General features: G+C 72.3%; 15 protein-coding genes. 5 read left to right on the top strand and 10 right to left on the bottom strand.

Features of this window, described 5'->3' with window-relative positions; all coding sequences use genetic code 11:
- Positions 1 to 2 precede the first annotated feature (2 nt).
- The 7 genes from AC1DDU_RS00860 to AC1DDU_RS00830 all read right to left on the bottom strand — a co-directional run bounded on the left by AC1DDU_RS00860 (position 3) and on the right by AC1DDU_RS00830 (position 7,874).
- Positions 3 to 1,250, bottom strand: coding sequence for a sugar ABC transporter permease (locus tag AC1DDU_RS00860; RefSeq protein WP_477430740.1), 1,248 nt, complete (start codon positions 1,248 to 1,250; stop codon positions 3 to 5).
- Positions 1,247 to 2,179, bottom strand: coding sequence for an ATP-binding cassette domain-containing protein (locus AC1DDU_RS00855; protein ID WP_477430739.1), 933 nt, complete (start codon positions 2,177 to 2,179; stop codon positions 1,247 to 1,249). The genes AC1DDU_RS00860 and AC1DDU_RS00855 overlap by 4 nt, the downstream gene beginning before the upstream one ends.
- A 54-nt stretch (positions 2,180 to 2,233) precedes the next feature.
- Entirely contained in the window at positions 2,234 to 3,331 is a 1,098-nt protein-coding gene (locus AC1DDU_RS00850; protein ID WP_477430738.1) for a sugar ABC transporter substrate-binding protein, read from the bottom strand.
- 9 nt (positions 3,332 to 3,340) lie between these two features.
- Complete coding sequence (locus tag AC1DDU_RS00845) at positions 3,341 to 4,543, bottom strand: ROK family transcriptional regulator (protein ID WP_477430737.1); 1,203 nt, start codon at positions 4,541 to 4,543, stop codon at positions 3,341 to 3,343.
- Positions 4,544 to 4,607: 64 nt separating this feature from the next.
- Entirely contained in the window at positions 4,608 to 5,471 is an 864-nt protein-coding gene (locus AC1DDU_RS00840) for an NYN domain-containing protein (RefSeq protein WP_477430736.1), read from the bottom strand.
- Between the two features lies 1 nt (position 5,472).
- On the bottom strand, positions 5,473 to 6,468 hold the full coding sequence (locus tag AC1DDU_RS00835) for a Gfo/Idh/MocA family protein (protein ID WP_477430735.1): 996 nt from the start codon (positions 6,466 to 6,468) through the stop codon (positions 5,473 to 5,475).
- A gap of 35 nt (positions 6,469 to 6,503) precedes the next feature.
- Positions 6,504 to 7,874 carry an O-acetylhomoserine aminocarboxypropyltransferase/cysteine synthase family protein gene (locus AC1DDU_RS00830; RefSeq protein WP_477430734.1) on the bottom strand — a complete coding sequence of 457 codons (1,371 nt, stop codon included), beginning with the start codon at positions 7,872 to 7,874 and terminating at the stop codon, positions 6,504 to 6,506.
- A 115-nt stretch (positions 7,875 to 7,989) separates the two neighbouring features.
- Here AC1DDU_RS00830 and AC1DDU_RS00825 point away from each other — a divergent pair, with 115 nt between their 5' ends.
- The gene (locus AC1DDU_RS00825) at positions 7,990 to 8,841 is read left to right on the top strand and encodes a sulfurtransferase (protein WP_477430733.1); all 852 of its coding nucleotides are present in this window, start codon (positions 7,990 to 7,992) and stop codon (positions 8,839 to 8,841) included.
- A gap of 9 nt (positions 8,842 to 8,850) precedes the next feature.
- Here AC1DDU_RS00825 and AC1DDU_RS00820 read toward each other — a convergent pair whose 3' ends face one another.
- Positions 8,851 to 9,792, bottom strand: coding sequence for a quinone oxidoreductase family protein (locus AC1DDU_RS00820; protein ID WP_477430732.1), 942 nt, complete (start codon positions 9,790 to 9,792; stop codon positions 8,851 to 8,853).
- 26 nt (positions 9,793 to 9,818) lie between these two features.
- Positions 9,819 to 13,736: an ATP-dependent RNA helicase HrpA gene (gene hrpA, locus AC1DDU_RS00815; protein ID WP_477430731.1), complete on the bottom strand. Its 3,918-nt coding sequence runs from the start codon at positions 13,734 to 13,736 to the stop codon at positions 9,819 to 9,821.
- Positions 13,737 to 13,836: 100 nt separating this feature from the next.
- Between hrpA and AC1DDU_RS00810 the strand changes: the two genes are divergently transcribed.
- Positions 13,837 to 14,673: an aldo/keto reductase gene (locus AC1DDU_RS00810; protein ID WP_477430730.1), complete on the top strand. Its 837-nt coding sequence runs from the start codon at positions 13,837 to 13,839 to the stop codon at positions 14,671 to 14,673.
- Positions 14,674 to 14,686: 13 nt separating this feature from the next.
- Entirely contained in the window at positions 14,687 to 16,534 is a 1,848-nt protein-coding gene (locus AC1DDU_RS00805) for a thioredoxin domain-containing protein (RefSeq protein WP_477430729.1), read from the top strand.
- A 9-nt stretch (positions 16,535 to 16,543) separates the two neighbouring features.
- Here the strand turns inward: AC1DDU_RS00805 and AC1DDU_RS00800 are convergent, their stop codons facing one another.
- Positions 16,544 to 18,127, bottom strand: coding sequence for a dolichyl-phosphate-mannose--protein mannosyltransferase (locus AC1DDU_RS00800; RefSeq protein WP_477430728.1), 1,584 nt, complete (start codon positions 18,125 to 18,127; stop codon positions 16,544 to 16,546).
- Between the two features lie 23 nt (positions 18,128 to 18,150).
- Here AC1DDU_RS00800 and rsmI point away from each other — a divergent pair, with 23 nt between their 5' ends.
- Together rsmI and metG are read left to right on the top strand one after the other, a co-directional pair.
- Positions 18,151 to 18,969 (top strand): 16S rRNA (cytidine(1402)-2'-O)-methyltransferase, encoded by an 819-nt coding sequence (gene rsmI / locus AC1DDU_RS00795; protein ID WP_477430727.1) that lies wholly within the window; start codon positions 18,151 to 18,153, stop codon positions 18,967 to 18,969.
- Positions 18,970 to 19,071: 102 nt separating this feature from the next.
- Entirely contained in the window at positions 19,072 to 20,646 is a 1,575-nt protein-coding gene (gene metG, locus AC1DDU_RS00790; RefSeq protein ID WP_477430726.1) for a methionine--tRNA ligase, read from the top strand.
- Positions 20,647 to 20,689 lie beyond the last annotated feature (43 nt).

The following is a 20,689-nucleotide window of genomic DNA, read 5'->3' as shown; positions in this document are numbered from 1 at the left end:
AGCTAGGCGCGACCCGTCGCTGCGCGGGTCCGGCGAGACAGCGAATCCACGATCACGGCGAGCACGAGCACGATGCCGGTGACCATGAACTGCACCGAGGAGTCGAGGTTGAGCAGCGTCAGGCCCGACGAGATCGACTGGATCACGACGATGCCGATGAGCGCGGAGAACGCCGATCCGCGCCCGCCGAACAGGCTCGTGCCGCCGATCACGGCGGCGGCGATCGCATTCAGGTTCACATCGCCCGTGCCCGAGCTCTGGTTCGCAGAGGCCAGGCGGGCGGCCGCGAGGATGCCGCCCACCGCGGCGAGCGTCGAGCACAGCGCGAACACCGACAGGTAGATGCGGTCCACGCGGATGCCGGCCCGCCGCGCCGCCTCGACCGAGCCGCCGACCGCGTACACCGCGCGGCCCCAGCGGGTGCGCGTGAGCGCGAAGTCCACCGCGACGACCAGCGCGAGGAAGAACAGGAACATCACGCCGATGCCGCGGTACTGGTTCAGGTACCAGGTGGCCAAGAGCAGGAACGCCAGGAGCATACCGGCGCGCACCGCGATCTCGGCGTAGCTCTGGCTCACCAGGTTCGCCGCGGCGCGTCGTCTGGCACGCCGCACGCGCGACCACGCGAACGCGGCCACCGCGAGGACCGCGACGACGTAGGACGCCCACACCGGCAGGAACATCTGCTGCGCGAACTGCACGATCCACGAGTCGAACGGGATCGCGATCGACCCGGTCTCGCCCAGCACCCACAGCTGGAGACCCAGGAAGCCGAGAAGACCGGCCAGCGTGATCACGAAGCTCGGCAGGCCGAACCGGGTGAACAGATACCCGTAGAGCAGGCCCACCAGGCACCCCACGGCGATCGCGGCGACGACGGCGATCACCAGGTTCCACTGCAGCTGCACGAACGACACCGCGAGCACGGCAGCCGCCAGGCCCGAGACCGACCCGACCGAGAGATCGATCTCGCCCACCAGCAGCACCAGCACCACGCCGAGCGCGATCGTCCCGATCGCGGCGCACTGCATCGTGAGGTTCACGAGGTTCTCGGCGGAGAGGAACACCGGGTTGAGCAGCTGGAACACCGTCCAGATCACCACGATCCCCAGTACGACCGGGACCGCGCCGAGGTCGCCGCCGCGGATCCGGGTGACGAAGCCCTCGATCGCGTGACGGATGCCGCTGCCGCTCAGCAGGCGCTCCTCGGTCGAAGGCTCGGCGAGGCGCTCGTCGCCGCGTGCGCTCATCGGCCGCCGTCCCCTCGGGGACGGGGGGTGCGCCGCGTGCCGGCGCGCGGCATCCGGATCACCGTCCCGCCGGCCGTCTCGGTCGCCTCGACGTCGGACGCGTCGTGCGGGGCCGCTGCGGCATCGATCGCGCGCGGGTCGGCGGCGGGCGTCCGCCGCAGGGCGGAGTGGTCGACGGCACCGGTGATCGCGGCGATGAGGGTCTCGCTGGTGACGTCGGCGACGTTGTACACGCCGTTGTTGCGGCCCAGGCGCAGCACGACCACGCGATCGGCCACCGCCATGACGTCGGCCATGTTGTGGCTGATGAGGATGACCCCGTGGCCGCGCTCGCGGAGGCGCTCGATGAGGTTCAGCACCTCGGCGGTCTGGGCGACGCCGAGCGCGGCCGTCGGCTCGTCGAGGATCACGACGCGCGGCTCGCCGATGAGCGAGCGCGCGATGGCGACGGTCTGCCGCTGCCCGCCGGAGAGCGAGGCGACCGGGACGCGCACCGACGGGATCTTCGCCGACAGCTCGCGCAGCAGCGTCCAGGTGCGCTGCTCCATGTCGACCTCGTCCAGCGTGGCGCCGTCGCGCAGCTCACGCCCGAGCCACAGGTTCGCGACCACGTCGAGGTTGTCGCACAGCGCGAGGTCCTGGAAGATCGTCTCGATCCCGAGCTCCTGGGCGTCGGCGGGGGAGTCGATGCCGACCGGCTCGCCGTCGAACTCGATCGTGCCGCTGTCGGGCGGATGGACGCCTGCGAGGCATTTGACGAGCGTCGACTTGCCGGCGCCGTTGTCGCCGACGAGTGCCACGACCTCGCCCTCGTTGACCCAGAAGTCGACGTCGGTGAGCGCCTTGACCGCGCCGAACCGCTTGCCGATGCCGCGCATCGTCAGGACGCGTTCGCGCGGTCGTCCCGTCCGCGGGTGCGTCATCGACATCCTCGCCCCGTCCCCATCGCCGCTTCCCTGCGGATCCCTGTCAGAGTCAGGACCCTACCCGATGCCGGCGGCTTCGCAGGCATCGGCGTAGGCGGGAGTGCAGATGTCGTCGACGGTCCAGAATCCGTCGGCGACCACGGTGTCCATGATGCGGTCGATCGTCACCGCCACGGGGTCCAGCAGGGTGGCGGGCGTGCCCTGGATCTCCAGGGGCGCCGTGATCCTCTCCCCGTGCAGCAGTTTGACCGCGACCTCGGCCGCCAGCTCGGCCTGGGGCTTGATCGCCTTGTACACGGTCATGTACTGATCGCCGGTGAGGATCCGCTGGATCGCCGAGAGCTCGGCATCCTGACCCGTCACGATCGGGAGCGGATCGACGTTCGCCACCCGCAGCGCCGCGATCGCGCCGCCCGCCGTCGCGTCGTTGGCCGCGTAGACGCCGGCGATCGCGCCGCCGTGCTGCGCGATCTGGCCAGAGACCCACTCCTGCGCCTTCTCGGGGTTCCACCCCGGGGTGTCGTACTCGGCGAGCACGCGCAGGCCGCTCTCGTCGATCACCGAGTGCGCGCCCTCCTTGAACAGGGCGGCGTTGCTGTCGGTGGGGGACCCGTTGACCATCAGGATGCCGCCGCCGTCGTCCTGCGCGCGCACACCCTCGACGAAGGCGGTCGCCTGCAGCACGCCGACCTTCTCGTTGTCGAACGAGATGTAGTAGGCCAGGTCGCCCCCCGCGATCAGCCGGTCATACGAGATCACCGGCACCCCCTTGGCGTTGGCCGAGGTCACGATGCTGACGGCGGCGTTCGCGTCGACCGGGTCGAGCACGAGCACCCCGGCGCCGGCGGTCAGCGCGGACTCCGCCTGCTGCTGCTGTTTGGCGGCATCCTGGTCGGCGTTGGCGTACAGCACCTTGTAGTCGCCGAGCTCGGAGACCCGCGCCTCGAACATCGGCCGGTCGAACGTCTCGTACCGCGCGGTCTTGGCATCGGGCAGCAGCAGCGCGATCGTGTCGTCGGTGGGGGTGCCGCCCTGCGAGGGCGCACCGGTGCAGGCGGCCAGCAGGGTGCTCGCGAGGACGACGATGCCGGCGACCGCGGCGGCGCGGCGCGGTGCCGGGCGCCGTCCCGGGTGATCGGGTCGCGTGCGGGACATCGGATGAGCCTACGCGGTGATCGGTAGCGACGCCGCCGCGGGAAGCTGCGCGTCGACCGTGACGTGATCCAGCGCGATCGCGATCGCCCCGCGCGTCTCGGCCCATTCGCCGAACGAGGCGCCCACGATCTCGGGGAGGCCGTCCGCGGAGGGCAGCGCCGTGCGCTCGAGCGAGTGCCGCATCGGGGCCATCAGGATCTCGCCCGCCTGGCCCAGTTCGCCGCCCACGACGATGAGCTCGGGGTCGAAGAGGTTGCAGAGGCTCGCCGCGGCGATGCCGATGTGCCGTCCGGCGTCGGCGATCACGCGCCGCGCGGCGCCGTCGCCGGCCTCCGCCGCCTGCAGCAGATCGCCGAGGCGGTGCATGCCCTCGCTCGGGGGGAACAGCGACAGCAGCGCGGGCCCTCCCGCGTAGGTCTCCAGGCAGCCGCGGTTGCTGCAGCGGCAGATGGGGCCGTTCTCGTCGAGGGTGACATGGCCGATCTGCCCGGCCTTGCCGTTGACGCCCCGGAACAGGTCGCCGCCGACCACGAGGCCGGCGCTGATCGTGTGGCCCACGCGGATGAAGACCGACGACGCGGCGGAGCGGCCGTTGCCCTCGCGCGCCTCGGCGAGCCCGCCGAGGTTCGCCTCGCTGTCGACGTAGACCGGGCGGCCGATGCGCGCGGCCAGGCTCTCGGCGACGTCGACGCCCTCCCACCCGCGGAGCAGGCCCGGGGTGGACACCATGCCGGTGCGCGGGTCGATCGGCGCCGGCAGCGCCAGCCCGACCGAGAGGAGGTCGGTCAGCGTCCCGCCGAGGGACTCCATCATGTCGCCCAGGAGCAGCGCCAGACGGTCGAGCTCGGAGTCGTGGCGGTGGTCGAGGGGCAGCGGCAGCGAGGACTGCGTGACGATCGTGCGCGCGGTGTCGGCGATCGCGATGTGCAGGTGCCGCGAGCTGTAGTGGACGCCCGCCACGAGGCCAAGGCGCCGCGCCAGCGACACCAGCGTCGCGCGACGGCCGCTGCTCGTGGTGAACGAGGTGTGCAGCAGGCCCGATGCGGTCAGCTCTTTGACGATGTTCGAGACGGTCGCCGGCGACAGCCCGGTGCTGCCGGCGAGCTCGATCTGGGTGAGACGGCCGTGGCGCTTGAGCGACTCGACGACGCGCGCGCGGTTCGCCTCGCGCAGCGAGGTCTGCGAGCCCGGCGGGGCGTTACGGCGTGCCACAGGTCACACTGTAGCGGACCGCGGTTTTCCCAGGTCCGGATGGAATCGACCCGTGACGTCGGGGTCAGCGGCGGTCCGTCGCCAGACGGATGAGCACGATGTTGCCCGATTCGTCGACCTCGGCGACGTCCGGGTGGGCCTTCACGAACTCCGAGAAGCTCTTGTGGCCCAGCGCCTTCTCGCTGAAGGACGGGTCGAGCCGTTTGATGAGGCTCTTCACCGCCGAGGCGTGCTGCCACTCCACATCGTCCTTGTCGCTCTCCAGCCGCAGCGCCCGCTCCAGCAGCGATCCCGCCGGGTCGGCGGCGGCCTTCTTCGCGCGGCGGCGCTGGGGCGCGGCATCCTTCTTCCCCTCCGGGGGAGCCGCGACACCGGGCAGCGCATCGTACGAGTCGAACTGGTCGCACGCGGCGGCGAGCGACTTCGCGGTCGACCCTGCCACGCCTACGCCCACCACGAACCGGCCCAGGCGCTTGCACCGCTGGGCGAGCGGAACGTAGTCCGAGTCGCCGGCGACGATGACCACGTGGGTGAGGTCGGGCAGGCGGAACATGTCCTCGACGGCGTCGACGGCCAGGCGGATGTCGGCGCCGTTCTTCGCGTAGGCGGCGGCGGGGAACAGCTGCACCAGGTCTACGGCGCGGGCGACCAGCTGCGAGCGGTACTCGGCGTTCACCGGCGCCGACCAGTCCGCGTACGCCCGCGTCAGCACGAGCGTGCCGAACGACGTCGCGTAGTCGATGATCGCGCCGACGTCGATCGTCGCGGCCGTCAGACGCTCGGCGATCTCGGGGTCCGAGGCATCCGCCGCGATCTTCTGACGGTCGCGCGCGTACGAGTTCTTGCCGTGCACGCGGTCGTACCAGGACATCACGATGTTGTCGAAGTCGAGGTACACCGCCACGCGGGCGTTCTGCAGATCGGCCATGTCAGTCCTCCCCGGGGTAGCGCACGCCCACCAGGGCGCGGATCTCGTCGAGCGTCGCCATGATCGCGACGGTCTCGTCGATCGGCAGCACGTCGGAGTCGGTGCGGCCCTCCGCCAGGTACCGCTCGGCGGCGAGCGCCTGGTACTGCATGCCGCGCCCGGCGACCTCGGAGCGGTACTCCTCGCGCACCCCGCCGTCGGGACCGACCACGCGGAACGTCGTCGGCGAGTACCAGACCTTGTCGATGTCGATGCGGGCCTCGGTGCCGATCACCGACGCCGTGTTGGGGCCGGCGGCGCGGGATGCCGACAGCGTGGTGGACAGCGCCCCGGACGCGTGCGCCATGATCGTGGCGACCTCGGTGTCGGCGCCGGTGTCGCCCAGCCGCGCCGAGGCGGCGATCGACAGCGGCTCGCCGAGGATGTCCCACGCGAACGACACCGGGTAGATGCCGAGGTCGAGCAGGGCGCCGCCGCCGAGCTCGAGCGCATTCAGGCGGTGGGCGGGGTCGCTCGAGAGCAGCTGGGTGTGGTCGGCCGTGACGGCGCGGACCTCACCGAGGGCTCCGGAGGCGATGATCTCGCGGATGCGCACCATGTGCGGGAGGTAGCGGGTCCACATCGCCTCCATCGCGAGCAGCCCGCGCTCGGCGGCGAGGTCGCGCACCGCGGCGGCCTCTGCCGCGTTGAGGGTAAACGGCTTCTCGACCAGCACGTGCTTGCCCGCTTCCAGCGCCAGCAGCGCGTTGGCGGCGTGCATCGGGTGCGGGGTGGCGATGTAGACGATGTCGACGTCGGGGTCGGCGACCAGATCCTCGTATGAGCCGTGCGCGTGGGGGATGCCGAAGTCGGCGGCGAACGCCCGCGCCGTGTCGAGGCTGCGCGATCCGACCGCCGCGACGCCCAGCCCCGCGGTGCGCAGGTCGCTGGTGAAGGCGCGCGCGATGCCGCCGGGGCCGAGGATGCCCCAGCGGGGCGACGAGGAAGGGGAGCTCATGGCTCCGAGGCTAGCGGTCCCGGGGCCTTCGGCGCCTACTGCGCGGCGCTGTCGGCGAGCTGCGGGCGGGCCGCGTCGGCGGCGATGCCGTCCAGGGCGCGCGCGAGGTCGTCGACGATGTCGCGAGGGTCTTCGAGGCCGATCGACAGGCGCACCGTCGTCGGGGAGATGTGCGCCTCGGCGAGCTGCGTCGGCGACATGTGGCTGTGCGTCATCGACGCCGGGTGGGCGACGAGGCTGCGGGCATCCCCGATGTTGGCGACCAGGCGGATCACCTGCAGACGCGAGATGACCTCCTCCACCAGGCGGAAGTCGGACTCGGCGTCGCCGGTGGCCGGCAGGTCGAACGCGAACACCGAGCTCGTCCCGTGCGGCAGGTAGGTCCGCGCCGCGGCGTTCCACGGGCTGGACTGCAGACCCGGGTGGTGCACGCGAGCGACCGCGGGGTGGGCGTCGAGGAACTGCGCGACGGTGAGGGCGCTCGCGGTGTGCCGCTGCATCCGCAGGTCGAGGGTCTCCAGGCCCTGCAGCAGCTGGAAGGCATTGAACGCCGACAGCGACGGGCCGAGGTCGTGCACGTACTTCGTCTTGACGAGGGCGATGTAGGGCGAACCCGTCTCGCCGAAGCGCTCGACGAGGCTGCCGTCCGGCACGCGTGGGTAGGTCTTGGTCAGCTGCGGCCACCGCTCGGGCTCGGCCGTGAAGTCGAACGTGCCGAGGTCGACGACGACGCCGCCCAGCGACGTGCCGTGGCCGCCCAGGAACTTGGTGGCCGAATGCACCACGATGTCGGCGCCGAACTCCTTCGCGCGCTGCAGGTAGGGCGTCGCGACGGTGTTGTCGATCACCAGCGGTACGCCGGCTTCGCGGGCGACCGCCGCCACGGCGCCGAGGTCCAGCACCTGGGCGATCGGGTTCGAGATCGACTCGGCGAACAGGGCGCGGGTCGTCGGACGCACGGCGGCCCGCCACGCGTCGAGGTCGTCCTGGTCGACGAACGTGACCTCGATGCCCCAGTCGGCGAACGTGTCCTGCAGCAGGTCGACGGTGCCGCCGTAGAGCTGGCGTGCCGCGACGATGTGCTCGCCCTGCTTGGCGAGGGCGAGGAGCGCGACCGCGACGGCGGCCTGGCCGGACGCGACGCCGGCCGCGCCGATGCCGCCCTCGAGCTCGGCGACGCGCTTCTCGAACACCAGCACCGTGGGGTTCGCGGCGCGGCTGTAGATGTTGCCGTCCTTGCGCAGCGCGAAGAGCTCCCGGGCGTCGCTCAGCGAGCGGAACTCGAAGCCGTTGGACTGGTGGATGGCGGGCACGGCGGTGTTCTCGGCGAGCCCGGGGTCGAATCCCGCCTGCACCTGCGCCGTCGCGAACGAGCGAGGGGCGGCGGGATGCGTCTGGTCGGCCATGCAGACATTGTCGATCCGCCGCGCCGGCGGCGGGGTGTCGTGTGTCGAACTGTTGCGCTGCCGACCCTCACCCCGCCCGCGCGGCGGTACCGCGCGGGCGGGTGAGAATGGTCGGGTGGCGCAGCTGATCACCCCCGCAGAACTTCACGGACTCCTCCGCTCCGGCACCGTGCGCGTGCTCGACGTCCGCTACCGGCTGGACCGTCCCGACGGCAGTGCCGAGCACCTCGAGGGGCACGTCCCCGGCGCGGTGTACGTCGACATGGAGACCGAGCTCTCGCAGCACGGCCGCCCCGACGAGGGACGGCATCCGCTCCCGCCTCTCGACGCCCTGCAGGCCGCCGCGCGGCGATGGGGCATCGACGACGGCGACACCGTCGTGGTCTACGACGACGACCGCTCGCTGGGGGCGTCCCGCGCCTGGTGGCTGCTGACGCGGTCGGGCGTCGCCGACGTGCGCATCCTCGACGGCGGGCTTGTCGCCTGGCGCTCCGCGGGGCTGCCGCTGGAGGCGGGACCGGTCGCGCCCGCGCCCGGGTCGGTGTCGCTCTCGCCGATCGCCGAGCCGGTGCTCTCGATCGACGAGGCGGCTGCGCTCCCGGCGGCCGGGGTGCTCATCGACGTGCGCGCCGCCGAACGCTACCGCGGCGAGGTCGAGCCGATCGATCCGATCGCCGGGCACATCCCCGGCGCTGTGAACCTCCCGACCGGCGCCTACATGGAAGGCGAGCGGTTCCGGGATGCCGCTTCCCTGCGCGCGCTGTTCGCCTCGGCCGGCGTCGCCGACGGCGTGACCGCCGCGGCCTACTGCGGCTCCGGTGTGACGGCGGCGCAGGCGGTGTTCGCCGCGGAGCTCGCGGGACTCGAGCTGCGGATCTACCCCGGCTCGTGGAGCCAGTGGTCGAACACGCCGGGGCGTCCCATCGCGACCGGGGCGGCGCCCGCCGAGGTCACCGCCACCGTGTGACCGAGACTCTCACGGCACGAGCGTGATCTTGCCGGCGGTGCCCGCATCCATCGCGCGATGCGCATCGGCGGCGTGGGCGAGGGCGAACGACGGCCCGAGCTCGACCGAGAAGCGTCCGGCGGCCATGAGTGCGAGCGTCACCGGGATCGCCTCGGTGCGCCACGCCTGCTGCTGCGCGGTGAGCGGTTCAGGGGAGCCGCCCGAGAACGCGCGGATGCCGAGGCCCGCGGCATCCCGCCCGCGCACCAGCGTCGCGATCCGCCCGTGGTCGGCGACCAGGTCGAGCGAGGTGTGCAGCGCCTCGTCGGTGCCGGCCGCGTCGATGGCGACGGTGACCCCGTTGGGGGCGGCCGCGCGCACGCGGTCGGCGAGGCCCTCGCCGTACGCGACGGGGACGGCGCCGAGCTCGCGGACGCGGTCGAACCGGCCCTCGGACGCGGTGGCGACCACTGTCGCGCCCCACAGCACCGCGAACTGGATGAGCGCCTGACCGACGGCGCCCGATCCGGCGTGCACCAGCACGGTGTCGTCGGCGCCGACGGCGAGCGAGCGGAGCGTCTGGTACGCGGTGCCCGCCGGGATGCCGAGCGCCGCGCCCTCGGCGGCGCTCACCTGCGGCGGCCGCGGGAACACGTGCGCCGCGGCGATGGCGACCTCGGTCGCGTAGGCGCCGTGCGCGCCGCCGAAGACCACCGGGTCGCCCACGCGGAACCCGTCGACGCCCTCGCCGACCGCGGTCACGACACCGGCGCCGTCGTTGCCCACGCGTCGCGGCTCGACGATCTCCGCCGAGGCGCGCAGGCCGGAGCGCAGCTTGCCATCGATCGGGTTGACGCCTGCCGCCGTGACACGGACCGCGAGCTGGCCGGGCCCGGCCACCGGATCGGGCACGGGGATCTCGTGCAGGACCTCGGGCCCGCCGAACTCGGTGTACGCGATCGCGGTGGTCATGTCGGGGCGACTCCTGTCGTCGAGGGCTAGTCCCGCAGGGACTTCTGGATCCGCTGCAGCGACACCGGCTCCGCCGTGCCGAGCGACTGCGCGAACAGGCTCACACGGTACTCCTCGAGCAGCCACCGGGTCCGCACCAGGGCGAGCGGGGCGTCATCGGCGGGCGGGATCACGCCGCCGGCGTCGGCGAACACCGCGGCGGCGCGTTCGAACTCGGTCATCCGCTGCCGGTCGCGGCCGGGGTTGTCGGCCAGCGCCCGCACGCGCTCGAGCGCGCCGCGCAGGTACCGGGGGAACTGCGCCAGGCGCTCGGTGCCGGTCCTCGACACGAATCCGGAGAACACCAGACCCGCCAGCTGCCCCTTGACGTCGTTGAGCGCACCCAGCAGGGTCAGCGAGTTCGCGTCGCGCATCGCGCGTTCCACCTCGCGCGCGGCGGTGAGGATGCGGGCGGTCAGCGACACCGTCTGGAACAGCTCGTCGACGATCGTGACCGACAACGCGTCCCGCACGGCCTCGAAGCCGGCGCGCGTGCGCACCACCGCGTCGGGGGCGGTGCGGGCGATGACGGCATCCGCCACCGCCACGCGGGCGTCCTCGATCAGGGCCTTCGCGGACGGATAGGGGGATGCCGCCAGCGCGAGCTTCTCGGCCGAGGTGAGGTGCTCGAGCACGTAGGCGGTGGGCGAGGCCACCGTCAGCAGCACGAGGCGCCGCACGCCCGCCTTCGTCGCGCGGGCGGCAGCCTCGGGCGTGGTCTCTATGCGCAGCGCGACCGACGCGCCCTCGTCGACGATCGCCGGGTAGCCGCGCACGACGCCGCCCGCGACCTTCGTGTCGACGACGTCGGGAAGGTCGCCGAAGGTCCACTCGGTGAGGCCGGTGCGCTCCGCGAAGGTCGCGTGCGCGGCCGTCGCGGGAGTCGCGACGCTCGGCGCCGGACCGCTTCCCGGTCGCGGCGGACGACCCGTGGCGGGCGCCGTGAGCGAGCGGGAGACGGATGCCCGGGCCCGGTCGGCCAGCCGCGCCTGCAGTGCGCCCAGGTCGCGGTCGGAGCCGACCGCACGGCCGCGCTCGTCGACGGCGCGGAACGAGATCTGCAGGTGCCCGGGCACCCGGTCCATCTCGAAGTCGGCGGCGGTGACGGGCTGGCTCGCCACCCGCTGGATGCGTGCCGCGAGCGCGTCGCGCAGCGCGACGGGAGGAAGGCCCGCGTGGGCTTCCGGACCCTGCCCTGCGAGGTCGGCGGCGAAGGTCGCCGCCCAGTCGGCCGCGGGGACGACGTGACGGCGGATCGCCTTGGGCAGCGACCGCAGCAGCGCCGTGATGAGCTCGTCGCGCATGCCGGGCACCTGCCAGTCGAACCCGTCCGGGCGCAGCTGGGCCAGCAGCGCCAGCGGCACGACGGCGGTCACGCCGTCGTCGGCGGCGCCGGGCTCGAACCGGTAGGCGAGCGAGAGCACCTGGTCGCCCTGCGTCCAGCGGGCCGGGAAGTCGCGCTCGTCGCCGCGCGAGGCCTCGTCGACGAGGTCGGCCTCGGTCATGTCGAGCAGGCGCGGCGTGCGGGAGGAGGCATCCTTCCACCAGGCCTCGAAGGAGCGCGCGTCGAACACGTCACGGGGGATGCGCGCGTCGTAGAAGCGGTACACGGCCTCGTCGCCGACGAGGATGTCGCGGCGGCGCTCGCGCTCCTCGATCTTCTCCAGGCGGCGGCGCAGCTCGAGGTTGCGCCGCTCGAACGCCGTGAGCTTCTTGTCGAGGTGCGACGAGTCCCACTCGCCCTCGACCAGGGCGTGCCGCACGAACAGCTCGCGCGCGAACGGCCGGTCGAACCGGGCGAGCTGCACGCGCCGCTTCGGGACGATCTCGAGGCCGAAGAGCGTCACCTTCTCGTAGGCGGATGCCGCTCCCGACGCCTTGGACCAGTGCGGTTCGCTCAGCGACCGCTTGGCGAGGTCGCCTGCCAGCGGCTCCGCCCAGGCGGGGTCGATCGCGGCGACGGTGCGGGCGAACAGGCGGCTGGTCTCGACGACCTCGGCGGCCATCACGGCGCTCGGCCGCTTCTTCTTCAGGCCCGAGCCGGGGAAGATCGCGAAGCGCGTGCCCCGTGAGCCGAGGTACTCCGCGCCCCGTCGCTGGTCGGCACGATCGCCGCGCCCGCTGTCGCGCCCGCGGGTCGCGGCGGTCGTGGTGCGCTCGTCGAGGATCCCGAGGTGCGACAGCAGGCCGGACAGGATCGCCTTGTGGATCTCGTCGGGGTCGGCCGTGTCCGGCGCCGCCTTGCGGGGCGCGTTCACGAGCGCGCTGAGCTGGCGGTGCACGTCGGCCCATTCGCGGACGCGCACGTAGTTCAGGTGCTCGGCGCGGCACAGGCGCCGGAACGCGCTCGAGCCGAGCTCGGCCTGCTTCTCCTGGAGGTGGTTCCAGAGGTTCAGGAGGCTGAGGAAGTCGCTGGACGGGTCGGTGAAGCGGGCGTGGAACCGATCGGCCTCCTCGCGGCGGTCCTCGGGTCGCTCGCGCACGTCCTGGATCGACAGCCCCGCGACGATCGCGAGCACGTCGCGCAGCACGCCGGTACGGCGCGCCTCGACGAGCATGCGGGCGAACCGCGGGTCGATCGGCAGGCGCGAGATCTCGCGACCGAGGTCGGTGAGGGTCGGATGCTCGCGGCCCACGCGCACGGCTCCGAGCTCCACGAGGAGGTCCAGCGCGGCCTTGACGCCTCGGGAGTCCGGCGGTGTCAGGAACGGGAACGACGAGATGTCGCCGAATCCGAGCGAGAGCATCTGCAGGATGACCGAGGCCAGGCTGGTGCGCAGGATCTCGGGCTCGGTGAACTCCGGCCGGGTGTCGAAGTCCTCCTCGGAGTACAGCCGGATCGCGATGCCGTCGCTGGTGCGCCCGGCGCGGCCGGAGCGCTGCTGCGCGGACGCCTGCGACACCGCCTCGATGGGCAGCCGCTGCACCTTGCTGCGGTTGCTGTAGCGCGAGATGCGCGCTGTGCCGGTGTCGACGACGTACCGGATCCCCGGCACGGTGAGGCTCGTCTCGGCGACGTTGGTCGCGAGGATCACGCGGCGGCGGACGCCGGCCACGTGGGAGGGCTCGAACACCCGGTGCTGCTCGGCGGCCGAGAGGCGTCCGTAGAGGGGGAGCACCTCGGTGGGAGCGGCATCCTTGGCGTACATGCCTCGCACGGCATCCGCCGCGTCGCGGATCTCGGCCTCGCCGGGGAGGAAGACCAGCACGTCGCCGGCGGACTCCCGGTCGAGCTCGCGCAGGGCGGCGGTGATGCCGTCGACGTCGTCGGAGTCCTCCTCGCCCTTCGCGGGACGCGTCGGCGGGCGATACCGGATCTCGACGGGATACGTGCGTCCCGACACCTCGATGATGGGCGCCGGCGTGCCGTCGGGCTCGGCGAAGTGCTTCGCGAAGCTCTCCGGGTCGATCGTCGCGCTCGTGATGACGACCTTGAGGTCGGGGCGCTTGGGCAGGATGCGGCGGAGGTACCCCAGCAGGAAGTCCACGTTGAGCGAGCGCTCGTGCGCCTCGTCGACGATGATCATGTCGTAGCGGCGCAGCAGCCGGTCGCGGTGGATCTCGTTGAGGAGGATGCCGTCCGTCAGCAGCGCGATGCGGGTGTCCTCCGACACCTTGTCGGTGAAGCGCACCTTGTAGCCGACGGTGGTGCCCAGCGGCACGCGCAGCTCCTCGGCGACGCGCTCGGCGATCGTGCGGGCGGCGATCCGGCGCGGCTGGGTGTGGGCGATGCGCGTGCGGCCGAGCTCGAGCGCGATCTTCGGCAGCTGCGTGGTCTTGCCCGAGCCGGTGGCGCCGGCGACGATGACGACCTGGTGGTCGCGGATGGCGCGCGCGATCTCGTCGCGCGCGGCGCTGACCGGAAGCTCCGGCGGATACGAGATGACGGGTTCGGGCGCGGACATAGCCTTCGATCGTATCCCGCCGCGGGGGGCGCGGGCGGCAGCGGCGGCAGAACCTCCCGTCGGGGACCGCCGGGGCCGTCCGGCTCTTAGGCTGGAAGGCATGACAGTCCCCACCGTGTCCCTCAACGACGGCCATCAGATCCCCCAGCTCGGCTACGGCGTGTTCCGCGTTCCGCCGGCAGACACCGAGCGGGCCGTGACCGAGGCCCTCGAGGTCGGCTACCGCCACATCGACACGGCCGCGATCTACGGCAACGAAGAGGGCGTGGGGGCGGCGATCGCCGGCAGCGGCATCCCTCGTGACGAGCTCTTCGTCACCACCAAGCTCTGGAACGACCGTCACGACGGCGACGAGCCGGATGCCGCGATCGCCGAGAGCCTCGCCAAGCTCGGCATCGAGCAGCTCGACCTGTACCTCGTGCACTGGCCGACGCCGGCTCACGACAACTACCTGCACGCGTGGGAGAAGCTCATCGAGCTGCGGGCGGCAGGCCTGACCCGCAGCATCGGCGTCTCGAACCACCTGGTGCCGCACCTCGAGAAGATCGTCGCGGCGACGGGCGTCGTCCCGGCGGTGAACCAGATCGAGCTGCACCCGGCGTACCAGCAGCGCGAGATCACCGACTGGGCCGCCGCGCACGACGTGCGCATCGAGTCGTGGGGCCCGCTCGGACAGGGCAAGTACGACCTGTTCGAGGCGGCGCCGGTCGCCGCCGCGGCCGCGGCGCACGGCAAGACCCCCGCGCAGGCGGTGCTGCGCTGGCACCTGCAGAAGGGCTTCATCGTCTTCCCGAAGTCGGTGCGTCGCGAGCGTCTGGTCGAGAACCTCGACGTGTTCGACTTCGAGCTGACCGCCGACGAGATCGCCGCGATCGACGCGATGGATCCGGGCGACGGCTCGGGTCGCGTCAGCTCGCACCCCGACGAGGTCAACTGACGAGGCGGATGCCGTGAACCCTCGCCTCGCGGAAGCCACGAGCCCGTACCTGAGAGCCCATGCGGGCAATCCGGTCGCGTGGTTCCCGTGGGGCGAGGAGGCCTTCGCCGAGGCACGCCGGCGCGATGTGCCGGTGATGGTGTCGATCGGATACTCGACGTGCCACTGGTGCCACGTGATGGCACGGGAGTCCTTCGACGACGCGGTGACCGCGGAGGAGCTGAACGGCGACTTCGTGTCGATCAAGGTCGACCGCGAGGAGCACCCCGAGGTGGACGCGGCCTACATGGCGGCGGCGTCCGCGTTCACGCCGAGCCTCGGCTGGCCGCTCACGGTGTTCGCGACACCGCAGGGGCGGCCGTTCTACGCCGGCACGTACTTCCCGCCGCAGCCGCGGGCGGGCGTGCCGGCGTTCCGGCAGGTGCTCGCCGCCGTCCACGAGGCCTGGACCGAGCGGCGGGACGAGATCGACGCGACGGCGGATGCCGTCGCCGACGCGCTCGCGCAGGTGCGCGCATCGGCGCCCCCCGCCGATGCCGGGACGCCGACGGCGGATGAGCTGGTCGGGGCCGCCCAGGCCCTGGCGGAGCGCGAGGACCCGCTCCACGGCGGCTTCGGCGACCCGGGATCGAACGCGCCGAAGTTCCCGGTCGCGACGGCGCTGCGCTTCCTCCAGGCGCCGGTCGTGCGGGACCGCGCGGCCGCGGCATCCGCCGTCGCCGACCGCGCCTTGGCAGCCATGGCCGCGTCCGAGCTGCGCGACCCCGTCGAGGGCGGCTTCTTCCGCTACGCCACCCGCACCGACTGGACGGTGCCGCACTACGAGCGGATGCTGACCGACAACGCGCAGCTGCTCGACGTGGCGGCGGACGCGCTCGCCGTCGATCCGGCGATCGAGCGCGGCATCGCCGGCTTCCTCATCGACGTGCTGCAGCAGCCCGGCGGCGGGTTCGGCGCCGCGCAGGACTCGGAGTCGTGGATCGACGGCGCGCGCAGCGAGGGCGGCTATTACGCACGGGATGCCGCCTCCCGCGCCGGGCTGGAGGCGCCCGCCGTCGACGGCAAGGTCGTGAGCGGGTGGAACGGCCTCGCGATCGGCGCCCTCGCCCGCACCGGCGTGCGCTCCGGCGAACCCCGCTGGATCGAGGCCGCGCGGTGGGCCGCCGACGCCGTGCTGGAGACCAACGTCACCCCCGAGGGACTCCTCGTCAGAGCGTCACTGGACGAGATCCCCTCCCGGGCGACGGCGACCCTCGCCGACCACGGCCAGCTCGCGGCGGGCCTGACCGCACTGGCCGTCGCCACCGGCGAGGTCGCCTATGCCGTGCGTGCCCGCGACCTCGTCGACGCGTGCCTGGGCGCCGACGGTGCGGCCGTCCCCGGCGGTGGAGACCCGGTGCTCTCGCACCAGGGGATCGGCGCGCCGGATGCCGCCTCCGACGCCGACGAGCCCTCCGGCACCGCGTCGATCGCCGAGGCGGCGGTCGCCCTCTGGCTGCTGGGCGCCGGCGACTCCTACCGTGTGCAGGCCGAACGCCTGGTCGCGGCCCACGCGGCCGCCGCGCTCGCGCAGCCGCTCGCGTACGGCGCGCTGCTGCGCGTGGCCGCGACGCTCGCGGTCGCGCCGCGGCAGGTCGTGGTGGTGACCCCCGATCCGGCGGCATCCGTCGCGGCGGCAGCCCGCGGCATCCGTGCCGACGTCGTCGCCGTGCTCTCGCCTTCGCAGGCGGCGGCGTGGGCGGGCGCGGGATTCGGGCTGTTCGCCGACAAGGGTCTGCGGGGCGGGATGCCGACGGCATACGACTGCCGCGACTTCGCCTGCCGGCTGCCGGTCACCGATGCCGCCCTGCTGGGCGCCTGACGCCGCGGATCAGATCCAGCCGGGCATCCACATGTGCAGGTGCCAGAAGTCGTACGGCACCGACATCGCCGAGATGATCGGGTACCAGAACGCCGAGAGCGCCAACGCGACGCCCAGGAAGACGAGGACCAGGCGCTGACCGGTGAGCCGGCGGTAGGTGTCCGCCCCCGGTGGCCCGGCGACGTCCTTCAGCGCGAAGGTGAGCGCGAGCAGCATGAACGGCAGGATCAGCACCGTGTAGAACTGGAAGATCGTCCGCTCGGGGAAGAACAGCCACGGCACGTACGTGACGGCGACACCGGTGAGGATGAGGGCGTAGCGCCAATCGCGCGCCACCACGAACCGGTACGCGAGATAGAGCACGGCGGCCGCGCCCGCGTACCAGACGAGCGGGTTCGGCATGGTGGAGATGACCTGCGAGCACCCGTTCGCCGCCTCGCACCCGTTCACGCCGAACGCGTCCTGGTGGTAGTAGACCCCCGTCGGACGCAGCAGCAGCGGCCACTGCCACGCGGGGCTCTCGTACGTGTGCACCGACGTGATGCCCGCCGCCGACTTGTACATGGCCACGTGGTAGAGCCACAGGCTCTCCAGCGGGTTGCTGCCCGAGTGGCGGTCGTAGCCGCCGTCGGTGACCAGCCAGCCGGTCCACGAGGCGAGGTAGACGCCCAGAGCAACCGGGACGAACAGGACGAAGGTCGCCAGGCCCTGGCGCACGGCATCCGTCGGCCAGAACAGCACGCCGGCACGGCGCCGCGCGAGGGCGTCGGTGACGACGAGGTAGATGCCGAGCCCGGCGAGCACCCACGCGCCCGACCACTTGACCGCACTGGCTGCGCCGAGCGCGGCGCCGGCGGCGATGATCCAGGGCCGGTTCCACAGCACAGGCCCCCAGGACGGCGGCTCGTCGCCGTCGTACCGCGCCGCGACGGTCTCGGCGATCCGCGTCATGGTGCGCTCATGGTCGCGGATCACGAACAGGAACGCGAGCAGCACGAAGAAGGTGAGCGACGTGTCCAGCAGCGCGACGCGGCTCATCGAGATGGCGAGGCCGTCGACGGCCATGAGCAGGCCCGCCACGACCGCGAACGTCGTGGAGCGGGTGAGGCGCTTCGCGATCAGCATCAGCACCAGTACGGACGCGATGCCCAGCAGCGCCGTCGTGATGCGCCAGCCCCAGCCCGATTCGGGGCCGAGCACCATCATGCCCAGCGCGATGATCCATTTGCCCAGCGGCGGGTGGACGACGAACGCCGGGTTGTCGGTGAAGACGTTCACGTCGCCCGACAGGAAGCTCTCGTTCGCGCCGGAGGGCCACGACCCCTCGTAGCCGAGGTGCAGTAGCGTCCAGGCGTCCTTGACGTAGTACGTCTCGTCGAACTGGTTCATCAGGTCGTGCGCGGCGGCCAGGTTCCACAGCCGCAGCGCCGCCGCGATGATCAGCACGATCGCCGGGCCCAGCCAGGCGTACAGCCGGCGGGCGCGCGCGTCCTCGTTCACACGACGTGAGAAGCGGTCGTAAAGGCTCGGTCGTGCCGGCGGGAGGAGCGGCGCGGCGGGCTGGTCGGCCTCGAGGCGCGGGGCATCCGTCACGCCGTCGAGTCTAGGCTGAGGGCGTGATCATCCTCGCGGCGACCCCGATCGGAAACCTCGGGGACGCGTCCCGCCGACTCGTCGAAGCGCTCGAGGCGGCGACGGTGATCGCCGCCGAGGACACCCGCACGACGCAGCGGCTGCTGGCAGCCCTCGCGGTCGCCAACCGGCCGCGCCTGATCGCCCTGCACGATCACAACGAGAAGGAGCGCGCGCCCGAGCTCGTCGAGCTCGCCCGCGACCAGGACGTGCTGGTGCTCAGCGACGCCGGCATGCCGACGGTGAGCGACCCCGGTTACGGGCTGGTCGCCGCGGCGGCCGCCGCGGGGGTCGAGGTCACCGCCATCCCTGGGCCGAGCGCGGTGGTGACGGCGCTCGCGGTGTCGGGGATGCCGACGGACCGGTTCACGTTCGAGGGCTTCGTGCCCCGCAAGGCGGGGGAGCGGGCGACCGCGTTCCGCGCGCTCGCGTCCGAGCCGCGCACGATGGTCTTCTTCGAGGCGCCCTCGCGGGTGGCCTCGACGCTCGCCGACATGGCCGCCGCCTTCGGCGACGACCGCAGCGCCGCGGTGTGCCGGGAGCTCACCAAGCTGCACGAGGAGGTCGCCCGCGGCACGCTCTCCGAACTCGCGGCATGGGCAGAGGCCGGCGTGCGCGGAGAGCTCGTCATCGTGGTGGCGGGTGCGCCGGCGCGCGGCGTCGCGTTCCCCGACGCCGTCACGCAGGTGCTCGAGCTCGTGCGCGACGGCATGCGACTGAAGGATGCCGCGGCCGAGGTCTCGGGCCTCACCGGCCACTCCAGTCGTGAGCTGTATCAGGCCGCGCTCGCCGTCCGGGGCTGACCGCCGCGGCGTCATATGACGAACACCCGCTTCGGAGCCCCTCCGCAGCGGCCTTCCGGTCACAGCGCCGGGTGCGGCATCCGCGCGAACTAGACTCTCCTGGTGACTTCCGGCCGCCAGAGTTTCTACATCACGACGCCGATCTACTATCCGAGCGACGTGCCCCACATCGGCCACGGCTACACGACCGTGGCGGTGGACACGCTCGCCCGCTGGCACCGCCAGGCGGGCGACGACACCTGGATGCTGACCGGCACCGACGAGCACGGCCAGAAGATGCTGCGCGCGGCCAGCGCCAACGGCGTGACCCCGCAGCAGTGGGTCGACAAGCTCGTCGGCGAGTCGTGGTTCCCGCTGCTGAAGACGCTCGACGTCGCCAACGACGACTTCATCCGCACCACGCAGGAGCGCCACGAGCGCAACGTGCAGACGTTCTTCCAGGCGCTGTACGACCGCGGCTACATCTACGCGGGCGAGTACGAGGCGCTGTACTGCGTCGGCTGCGAGGAGTTCAAGCCCGAGGCCGAGATCGTCGACGGCACGGGTCCGTTCGAGGGCCTGAAGGTCTGCGCCATCCACTCCAAGCCGCTGGAGCTGCTGCAGGAGAAGAACTACTTCTTCAAGCTCAGCGAGTTCCAGGACCGCCTGCTCGAGCTCTACAAGACCGACTTCATCCAGCCCGAGACCGCACGCAACGAGGTCGTCTCGTTCGTGAAGCAGGGCCTGAAGGACCTCTCGGTGTCGCGCTCGACGTTCGACTGGGGCATCAAGGTGCCGTGGGACGAGTCCCACGTCATCTACGTGTGGATCGACGCGCTGCTCAACTACGCGACGGCGGTCGGCTACGGCTCCGACCCCGAGGAGTTCGCGCGCCGCTGGCCCGCGTACCACGTGGTCGGCAAGGACATCCTCCGCTTCCACGCGGTCATCTGGCCGGCCATGCTGATGGCGGCCGGCGTCGAGGTGCCGCGCGGCGTCTACGCGCACGGCTGGCTGCTGGTCGGCGGCGAGAAGATGTCGAAGTCCAAGCTCACCGGCATCGCCCCGACCGAGATCACCGACGTGTTCGGCTCTGACGCGTATCGCTTCTACTTCCTGTCGGCGATCCCGTTCGGCCACGACGGCTCGTTCTCGTGGGAGGACCTCTCGGCCCGCTACCAGGCCGAGCTCGCCAACGGCTTCGGCAACCTCGCCTCGCGCACGACGGCGATGATCGAGCGCTACTTCGAGGGCATCGTGCCGCCCGCGAGCACCTACACCGAGGGCGACCTGCGCATCCAGAAGACGGTGGCGGATGCCGCCGCCGCGGCCGACGCCGCCATGGACCGGTTCCGCATCGACGAGGCGATCTCGTCGATCTGGACGATCGTGGACGCGCTGAACCTGTACATCACCGAGAACGAGCCGTGGGCTCTGGCCAAGGACGACGCCCAGCGCGAGCGCCTGGGCACGGTGCTGTACACCGCGGCCGAGGGACTTCGTGCCCTGGCGGTGCTGCTGTCGCCGGTGATGCCGGCATCCACCGAGAAGCTGTGGATCGCGCTGGGCGCGGCCGAGTCGCTCGGCCGGCTGCAGGACCAGCCGATCCGCGAGGCGGGCGCATGGGGCGTGCTGCGCCCCGGCACTTCGGTCAACGGCCTGGCGCCGCTGTTCCCGCGGATCGAGCAGCCGGCCTGATGACGGCAGGCGCCGTGCCGCCCGGCGCACTCGTGGCGATCGG

The sequence above is a fragment of the Microbacterium sp. 05T445 genome, from assembly GCF_056395865.1.
The sequence above is the reverse complement of the archived record's forward strand: the minus strand, read 5'-3'. Positions and strand labels throughout refer to the sequence as shown.